The organism is Burkholderia sp. BCC1640, from assembly GCF_902833125.1.
Taxonomy (GTDB): Bacteria; Pseudomonadota; Gammaproteobacteria; order Burkholderiales; family Burkholderiaceae; genus Burkholderia; species Burkholderia diffusa.
Genome location: NZ_CADFEF010000031.1, coordinates 77,325 through 94,157 on the forward strand (window position 1 = coordinate 77,325; position 16,833 = coordinate 94,157).

Consider the following 16,833-nt stretch of genomic DNA (forward strand, 5'->3'; position numbering starts at 1 on the left):
GGCTTATCGCTCCCGGAATGCTTCGCGCGCCTTGAATATCGGCTTGAGCAGGAAATCGAGAATGGTCTTTTCGCCGGTGCGGATCTCAACGTGCGCGATCATCCCCGGCAGGATCGGCAAATGCTTGCCGCCGGCATCGAGATAGGCCCTGTCCGTCAGCACCTGTACTCGATAAAAGGTCGCGTCCTTGCCGGTCGCAGCCTTTGCGTCGTCCTTCAGCGTGTCCGGACTGATGTACTCCACCTTGCCCTTGAGTCCGCCGTAAATGCCGAAATCGTAAGCGGTGATCTTGACCATCGCAGCCTGTCCAGGCCGCAGAAACGCTACGTCCGACGGCTTGATCTTGCCTTCGACCAGCAACTGATCCTCCAACGGCACGATCTCGAGAATGTGTTCGCCTGGCTGAATCACCCCGCCGATCGTATTCACACGCACGTTCTTCACCGTACCATACACAGGTGCGACGATCGTCGTCCGGGACAGCACGTCGCGCCGACCGATCAACGACTCGTTCGTCTGCGCAAGTTCCAACTCAAGCTTGGTCAACTCCGAGTTCGCATCGGCCTGGTAACGGTTACGGCGTTCGACCATCTGGGACTTCAGCTCGTTTGCCGCCCGCCTCATCCGCAGCAGCTCGACGTCAGACATCAGGCCTTTCTCCGCGAGCGGTGCGGCGAGCGCGATTTCCTTCTGCTGCAGCGCATAGCTGCGCTCGAGTGCCGCGATCGACTCTTCGAGTGCATGCCTGCGCGCGTTGTACGCCTTCGTCTCCATCTGCACGACATCCGTCTCGCCACGCACCTCTGGCGGAAATACCAGTGGCTGCGAGAATGCCTCGGCGCGAAGCCGTGCGAGCGTTGCCCTCAGGCCGATCGCCTTCGAATACGCTTCACGGTAACTCGTCTGTGCGCGTGTCGGATCGATCTTGAGCAACACCTGCCCCTTCTTGACGATGTCGCCTTCGCGCACATTCATCTCTTCGAGAATCCCACCCTCCAGACTCTGGATGACCTGCTCGCGAGAGCGCGATATGACCGTCGCTTCACCCTGCGTGATTTCCTCGACACGGGCGATCTTGGCCCAGATCACAAACACGGCCAGCAGCGCCGCGATGACGTACAGAATTACCTTCGAGCCCGGCGACGATTGCGTGAGCAACGCCTCGCGCATGTCGCTCATGTACTCGCGCTCGGCCTTGCTCATCGTCAGCTTGCGGCCCGGCCGCCGCGCCCTCCATTTCGCGATCATGTGCTGTGCTCCATCCGGTCGGCTGCGCTCGCTGGCGCGGCACCCTGCACGTCGCCCGGGTGCGCGGGCCGCATCCGTATCGTGCGCGCGGGCCGAGCGCGGACGGCATCCTGCGCGCCCGCCTCGCCCTGGCCGGCGAGCCGTGCAAGAATCTCCTCCTTCGGGCCGTCCGCGACGATCCGCCCATCTTCCACAACGACAATGCGATCGACGAGCGAAAGCAGCGACGGCCGATGCGTGACGACGATCAGCGTCTGTCCTGCCGTTGCTCGCGCGAGGTGTTCGATGAAGGCCGCTTCGGTCTGCGTATCCATCGCGCTCGTCGGTTCGTCGAGCAGCAACAGTTGCGGATGCGTCAACAGCGTGCGTGCGAGTGCAACGAGCTGCCGCTGTCCACCGGACAATCCCGCCCCGCCCTCACCGATCGGCAGGTTGACGCCCATGGGATGCCGAGCGGCGACATGATCCAGTCCGGTCAGCTTCAACACCCGCAGCAATTCTTCCGTCGTCGCGTCAGGTCGCGCAATCATGACGTTTTGACGCAGCGAACCGTAGAACAACCGTCCGTCCTGCCCGACATAGCCGACCGCTCGGCGCCAGTCGGCCGGATCGATCTGCTCGACGGCAAGCCCGCCGAGAAACATCGCACCTTGCGTCGGCATGTACATGCGCCCCATCACGCGCAATAACGTCGACTTTCCGCTGCCAATCCGGCCGAGCACGGCCACGCGCTCGCCCGGCTCGATCGCGAGGTGGATGCCTTTCAGGATTTCCGGGTTCGGCTGCATCGGCGGCGCCGGATACGAAAAGCGCACATCCTTCAGTTCGACGCGCCCCACGAGCGGCGGATTCGTGAGGTATTCCCGGCTCGGATCGCGCTCCGACGGCATCTCCATCAGTCGGTTCAGCGACTCGAACGCGGCCTTCGCCTGCTGAAATCTCAATGCGAGACCCATCACCGCGTTGAGTGGCGCCGTTGCGCGGCTGGCAAGCATCACCGATGCGATCAACGACCCCTGTGTCAGGCGCCCCTCGGTAATCAAATAAACGCCCGTGACGACGAGCACAACCGTTTGCACCTGCTGAAGGAATTGCACGATCGTCATCGCGCGCGACGACAGCGTCTTCGTACGCTGGGACGTTGCCGACTGCATCGCGCTGAACGTTTCCCAGCGCTTCTGCATGTAACCTTCTCCGCCGACAGCCTTGAGCGTCTCAAGGCCTTCGATCGACTCGATCAGGACTCCCTGCTTGAGCGATGCTTCACGCAGACTTTCCTTCATCGCACGTGCCAGCGGCCACTGGATCGTCACACTGATGCCGACGATGATCGGGATCATCAGCGCGGGAATCCAGCCAAGAGGGCCGCCCACCGCAAAAATCACGCCCGCGAACAACAGCACGAATGGCAGGTCGGTTACCGCAGACAGCGTCGCCGACGTCGCGAAGTCGCGCACCGATTCGAATTCGCGCAACTGGTTCGCGAACGATCCGGATGACTGAGGCTTATGCTCCATCTGGATCGACAATGCCTTGCGGAACAGGATCGTGCCCATCACCAGATCGGCTTTCTTGCCTGCCGCATCGAGCAAGTGCGAGCGCGTATAGCGTGATATTCCCTCGAATGCCATCGCGATCGCCACGCCGATCGCCAGCGACCAGAGCGTGACGAATGCCTGGTTCGGCACGACGCGATCGTAGACATTCATCGTGAAGAAAATGGACGCTAGACCCAGCACGTTGATCAGCACCGCGCCGACCGCCGCACTGTAGTAGAAACGGCGATAGCGCCATACGGTCTTGAACAACCAGTGACCGATCGGCTCGGGGGTTACTTCGCCCGCACGCGTGTCGACCTTTGCCGCCGGCTTCACGAGAATCGCGAAACCGCCGTAGATCTCGATCAGCTGTTCGTCGCTGTATTCGACGGCCCCCCCCGCGATCTCGGGCATCCAGACCTGACACAGGAGCGCCCCGCGCCGCTCGGCGTCCGGATCGCGCCGCACGCCGAGCAAGATGCAACCGCCCTTGTCCTTGCGTACCAGCAACATCGGCATCAGATGGCCGGGCAACATCCGCAGCTCGCGTTCGACTAGCCCCGCCTGCATCCCGGCGTTCGCGAATGCATCGAGCGCCATCGACGGTGACAGAAAGCCGAACTTGGGCAACCCGGCCGTGATCGCGTCGCGACTTTTGCCGAAACCGTAGCGCTCGCACATCCACGCGACGCAGTCCATCAAGCTGTCCTGGTAAGTCGTTTCACTGCTCTTCCGGACATCCTCATTCCGGTCTGCCTGGTCAGGCGTGGTACTTGCACTCATCCTTCGTTTTCCTGCTGCTGTGGCACGCATTGGAGCGGCACGCGTGGAACACGCGACACGCATCGAATCCGGGCTCGGCGGGGAATGTGTCTTGCACGTTTCCGCCATTGCCGGCCTCATATATTCTTGAATGCCGAATATCGACTCAGAAAATTCTAAAGAGACGGTGCGGCAGTTGAAAGATGACGAGTCAGATAAGTGGATGGGCCGAGCGCGGCCCGCTCAGGGCCGACCGTGCCGGTCAAGATGAGCCGCGCGCACGCGCGACAACGCTCCGGCGCGATACGTCGCCCGGCTCGGTAGCGCACCTGTCGCACGTGCGCCTTTGACTGCTCGTTTCATACCATCGATGCATCGAGCACGATGGGGCGTCCGTCCGTCTCCGTGCCACACGTCTCGCGCGCCCAGATTGCGCGATACAAGCGTTCGAGCTGGTGAGCGAATCGTGCGGGATCGAAGAGCGGCCCATGGTGCCGCCGCTCGTCGAGCGTCGCACGGACGCTTGCAAACCGGGCCGGATTGGCGGCGAGCGCGCGCGCGACGTCGCGATACGCGTGCAGATTGTCCGTCACCAGTTCCCCGAGCCCGACACTTCGGAGCAGACTCGCGCCGACGCGGCTCGCGAACGTCTCGCCGATACGCGTCACCATCGGCACGCCGGCACGCAATGCGTCGCTCGCCGTCGTATGCGAGCCGACCGGATACGTATCGAGCGCAAGATCGGCGAGACGCAACCGGGCGAGATGTGCATCGCGCGCCAGGCGCGCCGCGAAGATCACGCGCGACGGATCGACGCCATGTGCCTGCGCGGCATCGCGCAGACGCGTCTGCGCCTCGGCGTCATCTGGCCGGGCAAGCCACAGCACACTGCCAGGCACGGTGTTCAGGAGTTCGCACCAGACGGCAAACATGTCCGGGTCGAACTTGAATGTCTGATTGAAGCTGCAGAACACGAAGCCGTGCTCGGGCAAGCCCGCATCGCCCCGCGACGGCGTTGCCGTATCGCGCTCCAGGACATCGTTCGGCTGGTAGCAGTCCGGCATCAACGCAAGCGTCTCGCTGTACGCCGCACCGGCGTCGATCGGCGTCACGACCGCGTCGCCGATCAGATAGTCGGCCAGCCGCGGCTCGCCGAGGGACCCCGGATAGCCGAGCCAACTGACGATGACGGGGGCGGGGCGCCGTGCCGGGATGCCCGGCCGCGCCCCCGTCGTGTACCCCTTCAGGTCGACAAGGATCTGGATCGCGTCGCGCGCAATGCGATCGGCCGCATCGGCATCCGACAGCGACCGGATCTCGTGAAATTCGGCCGGCATCCGCGCGATGCGCGCGCGGTACGCATCGTCACCTGCCGGCCCGTACGAGTACAGATGCACGTCGACGCGGGCAGGATCGTGCCGCTCGAGCACCCCGGCGAGCAAGTGCATCGTCGCGTGATCCTTGAAGTCCGCGGACAGGTAGCCGATGCGCAACCGGCCCCCGCCAGCGCGGGCGCTGCCACGTGACACGAGCGGCGCGGCCGTCAGTTCCTTCGCCCAGCGACTCGCGGCAAACCGGCGCGCGGCATCCCGCTGGCCGGTTGCCGAGACGCCGGGGAGGTTCAGCAGCACCCACGGTGTCATCGCCGGCGCACGCGGCTCTGCCAGCGCCGCCGCCACGGCCGAATCGAGCGCCGCCAGATCGTCCCAGCGCGCGAGCTGGCGACGCACGTGGCGCACGGACTCCCAGCGTCGTGCACGGCGATAGGCCCGCTCGGCTTCGGGAAGCCGGTGCAACCGCTCGAGCAGGCTGCCATAGCCCAGCCACGCATCGGTCAGGTCGCCGTCGAGTTGCAATGCATGCTCGAACGCGGCAAGCGCATCAGCGTGCGCTCCCGCCTCCGCGTACACGATCGCGAGATTCTTGTGCGCCAGCGCATAGCGCGCATCGACGTCGATCGCCAGCCGGTATTGCTCGATGGCACCCTGGCGATCGCGCATCCGGTTCAGCAGATTGCCGAGGTTGTTGTGCAGGCGCGCCTGCCGCAAGCCCATGCCGATGGCATCGCGGTAGGCCGTCACGGCTTCCGGATCACGACCGAGCGCACCAAGCGCAAGCGCGAGATCGGCGAGGAAGGCGGCCGAGCGACGGATATGCAACGCCGCGTGTATGTGATCAACGGCATCGTCATGGTGTCCGGACAGGTGGCACGAGACACCGAGCATATGCAGCGCGTCCGCATGACGCGGCTCACGCGCCAGCACCGCACGAAACAGCCGCGCCGCGCCGGCCGCATCGCCGGCCTCCAGATGGCGCACGGCATCCATGAAAAGCGCGGCGCGTTTGCCGGGCCGCCCGACGGCACGCCCGGGGAATCTAACAGGTGACATTGTTATTCAGCCGAGTATGCCCGTCGCCGCCGGCGACGGGCATGGATGACGGCACGCCGACACTCGGCGACGCGCCCCAAATTGCCGCGCCAGCGTCCGGCGGCGCAGCATGCGCGCGCCGCACCGACCGCACGCGTCCGCGCGTGTGGATCGACATCATGTGAAGTGCGCATCGATGCCATGCTGAACCAGCAGCTCCGCATGGTGCGCCCCGTTCTCGTAGACCGTGTATGCGACTCCGCCGATCACCGCATCGCCGTTTGCGGCCCAGTCATGCCCGCCAATGTCGAGGTCCGACAGATCGAGCACGTCGCCCACTTGGCCGTTGACCCGCAGTTGCGCATGACCGTCGTCGCCGAACAGGTCGGGCGCACCGTCCTGCAACACGTCGAGCAGCGACAGCTTCAACACGCCGGCGTCACCGATGGTCAGCATGTCCGCATCGGTCTCGTGCGCGGCGCATTGCGCGGACGGCTCGCCTGCCGCGTCGTGGCGCGCCATGCCCGACGGCGCGCGCGCATCCATGCCCTCCTGCGAAAGCGCTGCGGCAGGAGCGGGCCGGTCAGCCGCCGGGAGGGCGTTCGTATCGCCGCCATCTTTGTCGACCGACGCGTCTACCGCCGAGGTGCCGTCGCCGTGACGATGGGCCGACTCGCCGGTGTCGCGCTGCACCTTCGCGTTGTTCGTCGCGCGATCGGACCCATCGTGTTCGGGATCCGTCTCCTGCGCGGCATGCCGGGGCGCCGCCGGGTTCGTGACGTCATGGGGCGCCGAATGCTGCGCCGCCTGCGCGACGTCGTCTGCGGACGATGCGACAAACAGCGAATCCAGCCGGTACCACGCGTCCTCGATCTCGATCGTGTAGCTGTTGCTTGGGCCGTAGGTTTCGCCGTCTGGCCCCTCCGAGATCGCGGAAAAGGAGTGAACCCCGCCATCCAGGCCGTCATTCGGCCGGAACGACCAGTGCCCCTGCTGGTCGGCCACCGTCGACCCCATCAGGTCTTGAGCATCCTCGTAAATGTAGATCGTGAAACCCGGTGTAGCCTTTCCGACGATGTATGGACGCACCGCGTCCGTCGTGCCGTTCGGATCGATGATGTGGATGGCATCGTCGTAGATCGCCGTGATTTCCGGCGCGCTCGGCGTGGGCGACACGGCCGCTTCGACCTTGAATCCGAACCCGTCGCTGGGATCGCTCAATACGCCGGTCGCCCCTTGCACCCGCGCCGTGATCTCGTGCTTGCCATCGACCAGTTCGCCGCCCGGTTCGAACAGCCACTTGCCGCCGGCATCTGCCTTCGTGCTACCGATCAGGGTCGGTTCGCGGCCAGTCTTGTCGTAGATATAGACCAGCGCATACGCATCCGCCGTGCCCTTGATCGTCGGACGGGAATCGTCCGTTACGCTCGTGCCGTCGTGATTGAGCGGCCCCGTCACCGCCCCGACCCCATCGATCACATCGGTGATCCACGGCGGGCGCGGCAACGTCGTGTCGATCTGGATCGTGCAGGCCGGAGACAAGTCGCTGACGTTGCCGGCCCGGTCGGTCGCCGATGCGCTCACATGGTAGATGCCGTCATTCAAGTCGTCATCCGGCACCAGCACCCAATTGCCGCGCTCGTCCGCCTGCACGGAACCGAGCACCTCCGTCCTGCCGCCGCACTCCGCGTACAGCGTCACTCGCGTGAACGGTTCGGATGTGCCGCCGAACATCGGCTTCGAATCGTCCGTGATGCCGAACTCGATGACATTCCCGACGAGCGAGCCGACATCGTCCATGATCTGGGTAATGACGGGCGGCCGCGGCGCTGCGGTGTCGACATTCACGACGAACGCGTCGCTCGCGACGCTCGCGTTGCCGGCCGCGTCGCGCGCCACCACGGTAAAGGCATGTTTGCCTTCGCTCAGCGCTTGCGGCGGCGTAAACGTCCAGTGGCCGTCCAGGTCCGCCATCACGGTACCCAGTACGTGGGTGCCGTCGAGAATCGTCACGTGGGCGCGGGCTTCGGCATGCCCTGACAAGGCCGGTTTCGTGTCGTCCGTATAGCCGTTATTCTGGATCGTGCCTTGCACCGGGCCGACATCATCGATCACAGTGTCGACCGTCGGTTGATCAGGCGGCGTCGTATCGACGACAATCTCATACTGGCCGGACGGTTCGCTCTGCTGTCCGGTCAGATCGACAGCCTGCGCCGTCAGCGTGTGCGGGCCCTCCGCCAGCGCATGAGCCGAATCCGGCGTGAATCGCCAGTTTCCCAGCTCGTCCGCCGTTGCGGTGCCGATCACCGTGTCGCCATCCCGAATCGTCACCGCGACGTTCGGCTTCGCGACGCCCTGCAGGGTCGGGCGCACATCGTTCGTGAAGCCGCCATTCGCGACCGTCCCCGTCTGCGGCTCGACATCGTCGATCACGGCGACGATCGTAACGGTTCCCGGTCCCGTCGTATCGACGGTCACGGTATGGATCTCGCTGGCCACACTGCTGTTGCCCGCCGCGTCCATTGCGACTGCCGTGAGATCGTGCCGGCCGTCCGCCAGCGGCAAACCGGGCATGAAGACCCAATTGCCGTGATCGTCCGCGGTGGTCGATCCCAGCACGTCGTCGCCATCGTAAATCCGCACGACCGCGTGCTTCTCCGCCTTGCCCGACAGTACCGGCGCCGCGTCGTCTGTATATCCGGGGTTGTCGACCGGACCCTGCACCGGCCCGATGTCGTCATATACGGAATCGATCGTTGGTTGCGCGGGCGGCGTCGTATCGACGGTCACCGCGTACGCACGCGATACAGCACTCTCATGGCCGAAGCGATTGATCGAAACAGCCGTGAAGCTGTGTTCTCCATCTTCCATGGGATGGGCGAGCGTCAACGACCACGTCCCGCGCTCGTCGATCGTCGTGCTGCCGATCGGGTCGCTTCCGCCGTTGTCGTAGAGATAGACCGTCGTACCGATTTCGCCGCGCCCCTGGAGCGTCGGCGTCGCATCGTTGGTGACGCCGCCCCGGTTCACGATGCCGACGTGCGGCTCCGCGTCATCGAGCACCCAGTCGAGCAGCGGACGACTCGGTACAGCCGGCCCCGCCGTGACCTCGAAGCGCTCGGATGCCGCGCTTGACTGCCCGTTGGCGCCCACCTCGACCGCGTGCAGCCCGTGCGTTCCATCCGGCAATGGCCTGCTCGCCTCCAGCCGGAACGACCAGGTGCCGTCTGCGGACACGGTCGTCGAACCAACCAGCGTGTCGTCCACGTACACGAGAATCGTGTCACCAACCACCTTTCCCGTTCCCTCGACCGTCGGGCACGGATCGTTCGTCATCCCGCCATTGCCGACCCGGCCGATCACGGGTTCGACATCGTCAACCAGATAGCGGATGGCCGGCGCCGGTGGCCGCGTCGCGTCGTCGCTTGAGGACACGGCGCGGGGCGATTCCGCCCCATCGCCATCGCCACCGCCATCGCCACCGCCACCCGACGCCGCGGTCACCGCGCCTGCCGTGGCGGCGGCCATGCCGAACGCGCCGAGGCCGAACGTGGTCCAGTTGACATGCGGTGCGCCCGGTTCGGCGGCCGCTGGGCCAGGCACGGCAAGCGTGGCCGCCTCGCCGTCCGCCAGCGTGGCCACGCCGCCCTCCGGGTTGTCGTACGCGTAGTACTGTTCGCTCTCGCCTGCCGCGAGCAACTGCCCGTTCGAACCGTAGTAATGCTCGATCACGATCTGCGGCGATGCGTTGCCGTCCGTACTCAGCAACAGATCGTCGCCGTGCCGCTGCACCGTGATGCCCTGCAGGGGCTTGCCCGTTTCCGCATCGGCAAGGATGTAGCGCGCGTTCGGCGTCGCCTTGATCCTGGTCGTCGCAACGGGATCCGTGCGACCGGGATCGACCACGCGCATGGCAGCGTGGTCACCGGCAACAATTATCTTGATCACGCTCATGTGAATGTCTTGATACTCGGAATACCGAAGAAAATCATGCAAAGAGCGCCCCGGATCCCTGGGCCGGTATGCCGGCCGGGGGATCCGGGGCGCTGCTCCTCCGCTTACATCAGGTGCGTGGTCACGCCGTGCTGTACGAGCAGTTCAGCGTTCTGCGCGCTGTTCTCGTAGACCGCGTACGCGACACCATCCACCATCGTCTCGCCGTGCGCGACCCATTCACTGCCGTGACCGTCGAGCGAGCCGGACAGATCGACCACATCGTGCGCGTCGCCCTTCACCATCAGTTGCGTGCGACCGTCGTCGACGAACAAGTCCTTGCCGCCATGCTGAAGCACGTCACCAAGCGACAACTTCAACGTGTTCGCACCCGAACCTGACAGGTCGATCGCGTCGATTGCACCGGGCAGGGAGGGGCTCAACAGCGTCGAGAGGTCGAGCGTCTGGCCACCACCGTCCACCGCGAGCACGCTGTGCTCGCCGTGCGCGGGCACCCCGTTAGCCGCCACCGTCCGCGGTTCCTGGGGCGTTACGTCGAACGAGGCTTCGTGCACCTCGCCGGCATTCGCCGCATCGTGCCCTTCATGCAGCGCCGGGCTACCGCCCGCATGCGACGCCACATCGTGCTCGCCGCCAAACAGCGAATCGGTCGACGCCTCCACGTCGTTCGAATACGCCGACCCGGCCTGCGACGGCTCGATTTCGATCGTTACCTTCGTCGATCGGGCGCTCGGGTTGCCCGCCGCATCGGTTGCCGTGACGGAAATCACATACGCCCCATCGGCCAGCGCGGTATCCGGCATGAACGTCCAGTGGCCCGTCGCATCCGCATGCGTGGTGCCGAGTACGCCGCCGTGTTCCGTCATCACCGTGATCGTCGCCCCCGCCTCGGCAAGGCCGGCGATCTGCGGCCGGTGGTCCGTCGTCGTCCCGCCGCTTGCGCCGAGCGACCCGGTCACGCCGTCGACATTCACGATCACGTCCGTGATCGTTGGTTGTACAGGTGCAGTCGTATCGACCTCGAGCAGGTACGGATCCGATGGTGCGCCAACGTTGCCGGCCTTGTCGGTCGCCGTCATCGTGATGCGATGCACGCCGTCGTCCAGGTCCGTTGCAGGCACGATCGACCAGTCGCCTGTTGCCGTGACACGCGCGGAGCCCAGCAGGTGCTTCTCGCCCTCGTAATCCGAATAGAGCCGCACGATCGAGCCCGGCTCGGCCTTGCCGCTGAACATCGGCATCGAGTCATCGGTGAGGCCGACCTTGAACATGTCGCCGGTGGTCGGGCCCACGTCGTCCATCAGATGCTCGAGCTTCGGGCCGTCCGGCGCAACCGTATCGACGTGCACTGTGTACGTGCCGCTCGTTTCGCTCGCGTTACCGGCCGCATCCCGCGCGACCACGGTAAACACGTGCTCCCCGTCGGTCAGACGTTCGATCGGCGTATACGTCCACGTACCGTCGGCCGCCACAATGGTCGATCCGAGCACGGCCTCGCCATCGTAGACGGTGACGATCGAGTTCGCCTCCGCCTTGCCGGACAACGTCGGGGTCTTGTCATCCGTATAGGCGCCGTCGGCGATCGTGCCTTGCTGCGCACCTACGTCGTCGGTCACCGCATCGATCGTCGGTTGTGCCGGCGGCGTGAGATCGACCGTGAATATGAACGGCGCCGTTTGCGCACTTTCGCCGGACGCATCCGTCGTCATAGTTGCCGTGATCGCATGGTCGCCCTCCGTGAGCGCCGTCTCGAGCTTCAACGACCACGCACCATCCGCGCCCGCTATCACCGATCCCGCGACCTTGCCGTCCACGTACACCTTCACCAGCGAATCCGGCGTCGCCTTACCCGTCACCTCCGGATGCACGTCGTCCGTCGTCTGGCCCGGCTGCAGTGCGCCCGTGACCGTCCCAACGTGGTCGACCACCTCGTCGATCGCGATCGATACGCCCGCACCCTTGGTGTCGACCGTGAATTCGGTCGACGCGCTGTGCGCGCTCGTATTGCCGGCCGCATCGGTCACCGTCGTCGACAGGCTGTGCTTGCCGTCCGCCAGCGACTCCGTCGGGCGGTAGCGCCACGTGCCGTCGGCATCCACCACCGTCGAGCCGATCGCCTTGTCGCCGTCGTAGATCGTCACGATAGCGCCCGGCTCCGCCTTGCCGCTGAACACCGGCGCCGCATCGTCCGTCACGCCGCCCGCTTCGACCTGACCCGTCACCGCACCCACGTGATCGGTCACCGTCTCGTTCGTCGATACCCCCGGCGGTGTCGTGTCGATTTCGAGCTCGAACGGCGCGGTGTGCGCGCTTTCGCCCGTCGTCGGTGTCGTTACCGTGGCGGTGATCCGGTGTACGCCCTCCGTCAATGCGACATTCGGGCGGAGCGACCACGCACCATCCGCGCCCGCTATCACCGATCCCGCGACCTTGCCGTCCACGTACACCTTCACCAGCGAATCCGGCGTCGCCTTACCCGTCACCTCCGGATGCACGTCGTCCGTCGTCTGGCCCGGCTGCAGTGCGCCCGTGACCGTCCCAACGTGGTCGATCACCTCGTCGATCGCGATCTCGACGTGGCTTGTGTCCACGGTGAAGCCGATCGACGGACTCCGTTCGCTCGTATTGCCGGCCGCATCGGTCACCGTCGTCGACAGGCTATGCTTGCCGTCCGCCAGCGACTCCGTCGGGCGGTAGCGCCACGTGCCGTCGGCATCCACCACCGTCGAGCCGATCGCCTTGTCGCCATCGAAGATCGTCACGATAGCGCCCGGCTCCGCCTTGCCGCTAAACACCGGCGCCGCATCGTCCGTCACGCCGCCCGCTTCGACCTGACCGGTCACCGCACCCACGTGATCGGTCACCGTCTCGTTCGTCGATACATCCGGCGCGGTCGTATCCACCGTCAGCGTGAACGGCTCGGTCGGCTTGCTTTCGCCCGATGCCGGTGTCGTCGTCGTCGCCGTGATGTTCCAGGTACCGTCCGTCAACCCCGCGCTCAACTCCGCGCCGACCTTGACCGACCACTTGCCGTCGGTTCCTGCCGTCACCGACGCGAGCAGTGCGCCGTTGGCGTAAATCTTCACCAGCGAGTTCGCCGTCGCCCGCCCGGCAATTTCCGGCTGTTTATCGTCCGTCGTCTGGCCTGGCTGCAACACCCCTTGAAGCGTCCCAACGTGATCGGTGACGGTCTCGAGCACGATCACGCCCGCGCCCGACGTGTCGACCGTAAATTCGGTCGACGCGCTGTGTGCGCTCGTATTGCCCGCCGCATCGGTCACCGTCGTCGACAGGCTGTGCTTGCCGTCCGCCAGCGCTTCCGTCGGGCGATAGCGCCACGTGCCGTCGGCATCCACCACCGTCGAGCCGATCGCCTTGTCGCCGTCGAAGATCGTCACCACCGCGCCCGGCTCAGCCTTGCCGCTGAACACCGGCGCCGCATCGTCCGTCACGCCGCCCGCTTCGACCTGACCCGTCACCGCACCCACGTGATCGGTCACCGTCTCGTTCGTCGATACATCCGGCGCGGTCGTATCCACCGTCAGCGTGAACGGCTCGGTCGGCTTGCTTTCGCCCGATGCCGGTGTCGTCGTCGTCGCCGTGATGTTCCAGGTACCGTCCGTCAACCCCGCGCTCAACTCCGCGCCGACCTTGACCGACCACTTGCCGTCGGTTCCTGCCGTCACCGACGCGAGCAGTGCGCCGTTGACGTAAATCTTCACCAGCGAGTTCGCCGTCGCCCGCCCGGCAATTTCCGGCTGTTTATCGTCCGTCGTCTGGCCTGGCTGCAACACCCCTTGAAGCGTCCCGACGTGATCGGTGACGGTCTCGAGCACGATCACGCCCGCGCCCGACGTGTCGACCGTAAATTCGGTCGACGCGCTGTGTGCGCTCGCATTGCCCGCCGCATCGGTCACCGTCGTCGACAGGCTGTGCTTTCCGTCCGCCAGCGCTTCCGTCGGGCGATAGCGCCACGTGCCGTCGGCATCCACCACCGTCGAGCCGATCGCCTTGTCGCCATCGTAGATCGTCACGATAGCGCCCGGCTCCGCCTTGCCGCCGTAGGTCGGCGTTGCATCGTCGGTCACCGTGCCGTTCGTGATCGCTCCCGTCAGCGCGCCCACGTCGTCGATCAGCGATTGATCCGTCGAGGCGGCAGGCGCCGTCGTGTCCACGACGATCGTGTATGCCCCCGTCTCGGCGCTCTTCTCGCCGCCCTCGGTTTCGGCGCTGGCCGTGAACTTGTGTTCGCCATCAGCCAGCGGCGCATCGGGGCGGAACCACCAGCGACCGGTCGCGTCCGCCTTGACGGACCCCACCTCGTCGCCGTCGATGAACACGTGCACGATCTGCCCGGCCTGCGCTGTGCCCGTCACCGTCGCCTTCGGGTCGTTCGTCACGCCCGACTGGCCGATGTTACCGACGTGCGGCTCGATCGCATCGAACACGCCCGAGATCGACGGCGCGGTCGGCACACCGCCCACCAGGACCGTGAAGTCGAACCCCGCGCTCTGCGCGCTTTCGTTACCCGCTGCGTCGGTCGCCACCGCCGTCAGGTGATGATCACCGTCGGTCAGCGGCGCGACCGGCGCAACCGGACGGAACGACCAGTTGCCGCTGGCGTCGGCCCGCGCGCTGCCGATCAGCACGTGCTTGCCAAATACTGTGTCGTAGATCAGCACCAGGCTGTTCTTCTCGGCCGTGCCGTTCACCAGCGGTTGCGCGTCGTCGGTCGTATCGTGCTGGCTCAGCGGTCCAGTCACGTCACCCACGGCGTCGATCACCTCCATGATCACCGGCGGGTTCGGCGCGGACGTATCGAGATGAAGCGTGAAGCCGTCGCTCGTCTGACTCGTATTGCCTGCCGCATCGCGCGCGGTCACCGTGAACACGTGCGTACCGTCCGACAGGGGGGAACTCGGCGTGAACGACCAGCCGCCCGCCGCGTTCGCAACGGTCGAGCCGATCGCCTTGCCGCCGTCGTAGATCGTCACCACCGCGCCCGGCTCCGCCGAGCCCCTCAGCGTCGGCGTCGTATCGTCCGTCGTCCCGTGGTTCACGATCGTGCCCTGCACTGCACCCACGTCGTCATGCGCCGACTCGATCGTCGGCCGATCCGGCGCCGTCACGTCCACCGTCAGCTCGAACGGCGCCGTCAGCGCGCTCTCCATCCCGTTCGTCGTCGACGACGCCGCGATCTCGTGCGCCCCCTCCGACAACGGGGCCGGCAGCTTCAGCGACCACTGCCCGTCGCCGCCCGCCTGCACCGAGCCAACCACCTCTCCATCCACGTACACCTTCACCAGCGAGCCAGGCTTCGCCTTGCCCGTCACTTCCGGCTGGCGATCGTCCGTCGTCTGTCCAGGCTGCAGCGGACCCTGCAGTGACCCGACGTGGTCGATCACCTGATCGATCGTGACCACGACATGGCTCGTATCCACCGTAAACTCGAGCGGCTTGCTATGGCCGCTCACGTTGCCGGCCCGGTCCGTTACCGTCGTCGACAGACTGTGCGCGCCGTCGGCGAGCGGCCCAGTCGGACGGAACGACCACGTGCCGTCCATGTTCACCACGGTCGAGCCGATCGCCTTCTCGCCGTCGTAAATCGTCACCACCGCGCCGGCCTCCGCCTTGCCGCGGTACGTCGGCGTTGCATCGTCCGTCGTCGCGCCATTCGCGATCGGACCCGTCGCGGGGCCGACATCGTCGATCAACATCTCGCCGGTCGACGCGGACGGTGCAATCGTATCCACCACGATCGGATAGTCGCCCGTCGGTTTGCTCAACTGACCATCGGCGCCTTCCGCCGTCGCGCTGAAGGTATGCTCGCCATCACGCAAGGGCGTCGTCGGACGGTAGGACCACTGGCCGGTGGCCGTCGTGACCGTCGTGCCGACTTCCTTGCCATCGATGAACACGTGCACGATCTGTCCCGGCAGCGCGGTGCCTTTCACCGTCGGTTGCGCGTCGTTCGTCGCACCGTTCGGCTCGATGTTGCCCACTTGCGGTTCGACCGCGTCGGTGACGCCCGTGATCGACGGCGCGCTCGGCACGCCCTGCAAGACCGTGATGTCATAGGCGTCGCTGTACGCGCTGCTGTTGCCGGCCGCGTCGGTCACCTTCGCCTGGAATGAGTGCGGGCCGTTCTCGAGCTGCATGTCGAGACGGAACGACCAGTGGCCGTCCAGGCCGACTTGCACGCGCCCCACGTAAACGTCCGTACCGTTGACCCGGTCGATGATCAGCACGTTGCTGCCGGGCTCGGCAGTACCGTGCAGCGTCGGACGCCGGTCGTCGGTGGTTTCGCCCGGATGCACCGAACCGGTCACGTCGCCGAAATCGTCGATCACGTCGACAATCACCGGCGCATCCGGCGGCGTCGTGTCGACGTTGACGACGAACGATGGCGACACGTCGCTCATCGTTCCCGTCAAATCCTTCGACTGCGCGGTCAGCGCATGCTTGCCTTCCGTCAGCGCATGGGCCGAGTCCGGCGTGAAGCTCCACTTGCCCGACGCGTCCGTCGTGGCCGAACCCAGCGTCGTGTCGCCATCGCGGATCGTCACGATCGAACCCGGCTTCGCCGTGCCATGCAGCGTCGGACGCGTGTCGTTCGTGAACCCACCGTTCGACACCGAGCCGGTTTGCGGCTCGACATCATCGACGACATTGGTGATGACGGTCGCACCCGGTCCCGACGTATCGACGGTGACGTTGAACGACTCGCTTGCGCCGCTTTCATTGCCCGCCGCGTCCCGCGCCGTCACCTTGAAATCATGCTCGCCGTCCGCGAGCGGGGTGCCCGGCGTGAACGACCAGCCGCCCGCCGCGTTCGCAACGGTCGAGCCGATCGCCTTGCCGCCGTCGTAGATCGTCACCACCGCGCCCGGCTCCGCCGAGCCCTTCAGCGTCGGCGTCGTATCGTCCGTCGTCCCGTGGTTCACGATCGGGCCCTGCACCGC

6 protein-coding genes are annotated in these 16,833 nt (G+C 65.8%); 1 reads left to right on the top strand and 5 read right to left on the bottom strand.

Annotation, left to right across the window (positions count from 1 at the left end; translation table 11 throughout):
• Positions 1-3: 3 nt before the first annotated feature.
• The 3 genes from HWX25_RS27235 to HWX25_RS27245 all read right to left on the bottom strand — a co-directional run bounded on the left by HWX25_RS27235 (position 4) and on the right by HWX25_RS27245 (position 5,458).
• The gene (locus tag HWX25_RS27235; RefSeq protein ID WP_059820842.1) at positions 4-1,248 is read right to left on the bottom strand and encodes an HlyD family type I secretion periplasmic adaptor subunit; all 1,245 of its coding nucleotides are present in this window, start codon (positions 1,246-1,248) and stop codon (positions 4-6) included.
• On the bottom strand, positions 1,245-3,569 hold the full coding sequence (locus tag HWX25_RS27240; protein WP_175911536.1) for a type I secretion system permease/ATPase: 2,325 nt from the start codon (positions 3,567-3,569) through the stop codon (positions 1,245-1,247). The genes HWX25_RS27235 and HWX25_RS27240 overlap by 4 nt, the downstream gene beginning before the upstream one ends.
• 338 nt (positions 3,570-3,907) lie before the next feature.
• Positions 3,908-5,458 (bottom strand): tetratricopeptide repeat protein, encoded by a 1,551-nt coding sequence (locus HWX25_RS27245; protein ID WP_347879267.1) that lies wholly within the window; start codon positions 5,456-5,458, stop codon positions 3,908-3,910.
• Between HWX25_RS27245 and HWX25_RS33550 the strand changes: the two genes are divergently transcribed.
• Positions 5,408-5,935, top strand: coding sequence for a hypothetical protein (locus HWX25_RS33550; RefSeq protein ID WP_244135318.1), 528 nt, complete (start codon positions 5,408-5,410; stop codon positions 5,933-5,935). The genes HWX25_RS27245 and HWX25_RS33550 overlap by 51 nt on opposite strands.
• A gap of 159 nt (positions 5,936-6,094) precedes the next feature.
• Here HWX25_RS33550 and HWX25_RS27250 read toward each other — a convergent pair whose 3' ends face one another.
• Positions 6,095-9,871 (bottom strand): Ig-like domain-containing protein, encoded by a 3,777-nt coding sequence (locus HWX25_RS27250; protein ID WP_175911538.1) that lies wholly within the window; start codon positions 9,869-9,871, stop codon positions 6,095-6,097.
• Between the two features lie 104 nt (positions 9,872-9,975).
• Positions 9,976-16,815, bottom strand: coding sequence for an Ig-like domain-containing protein (locus HWX25_RS27255; RefSeq protein WP_208457051.1), 6,840 nt, complete (start codon positions 16,813-16,815; stop codon positions 9,976-9,978).
• Positions 16,816-16,833 lie beyond the last annotated feature (18 nt).

What these genes read in the sequence shown, in the direction of transcription:
- HWX25_RS27250 (WP_175911538.1), bottom strand. Translation starts at nt 9,871, where the DNA reads ATGAGCGTGATCAAGATAATTGTTGCCGGTGACCACGCTGCCATGCGC.
- HWX25_RS33550 (WP_244135318.1), top strand. Translation starts at nt 5,408, where the DNA reads ATGCTCGAACGCGGCAAGCGCATCAGCGTGCGCTCCCGCCTCCGCGTA.
- HWX25_RS27235 (WP_059820842.1), bottom strand. Translation starts at nt 1,248, where the DNA reads ATGATCGCGAAATGGAGGGCGCGGCGGCCGGGCCGCAAGCTGACGATG.
- HWX25_RS27240 (WP_175911536.1), bottom strand. Translation starts at nt 3,569, where the DNA reads ATGAGTGCAAGTACCACGCCTGACCAGGCAGACCGGAATGAGGATGTC.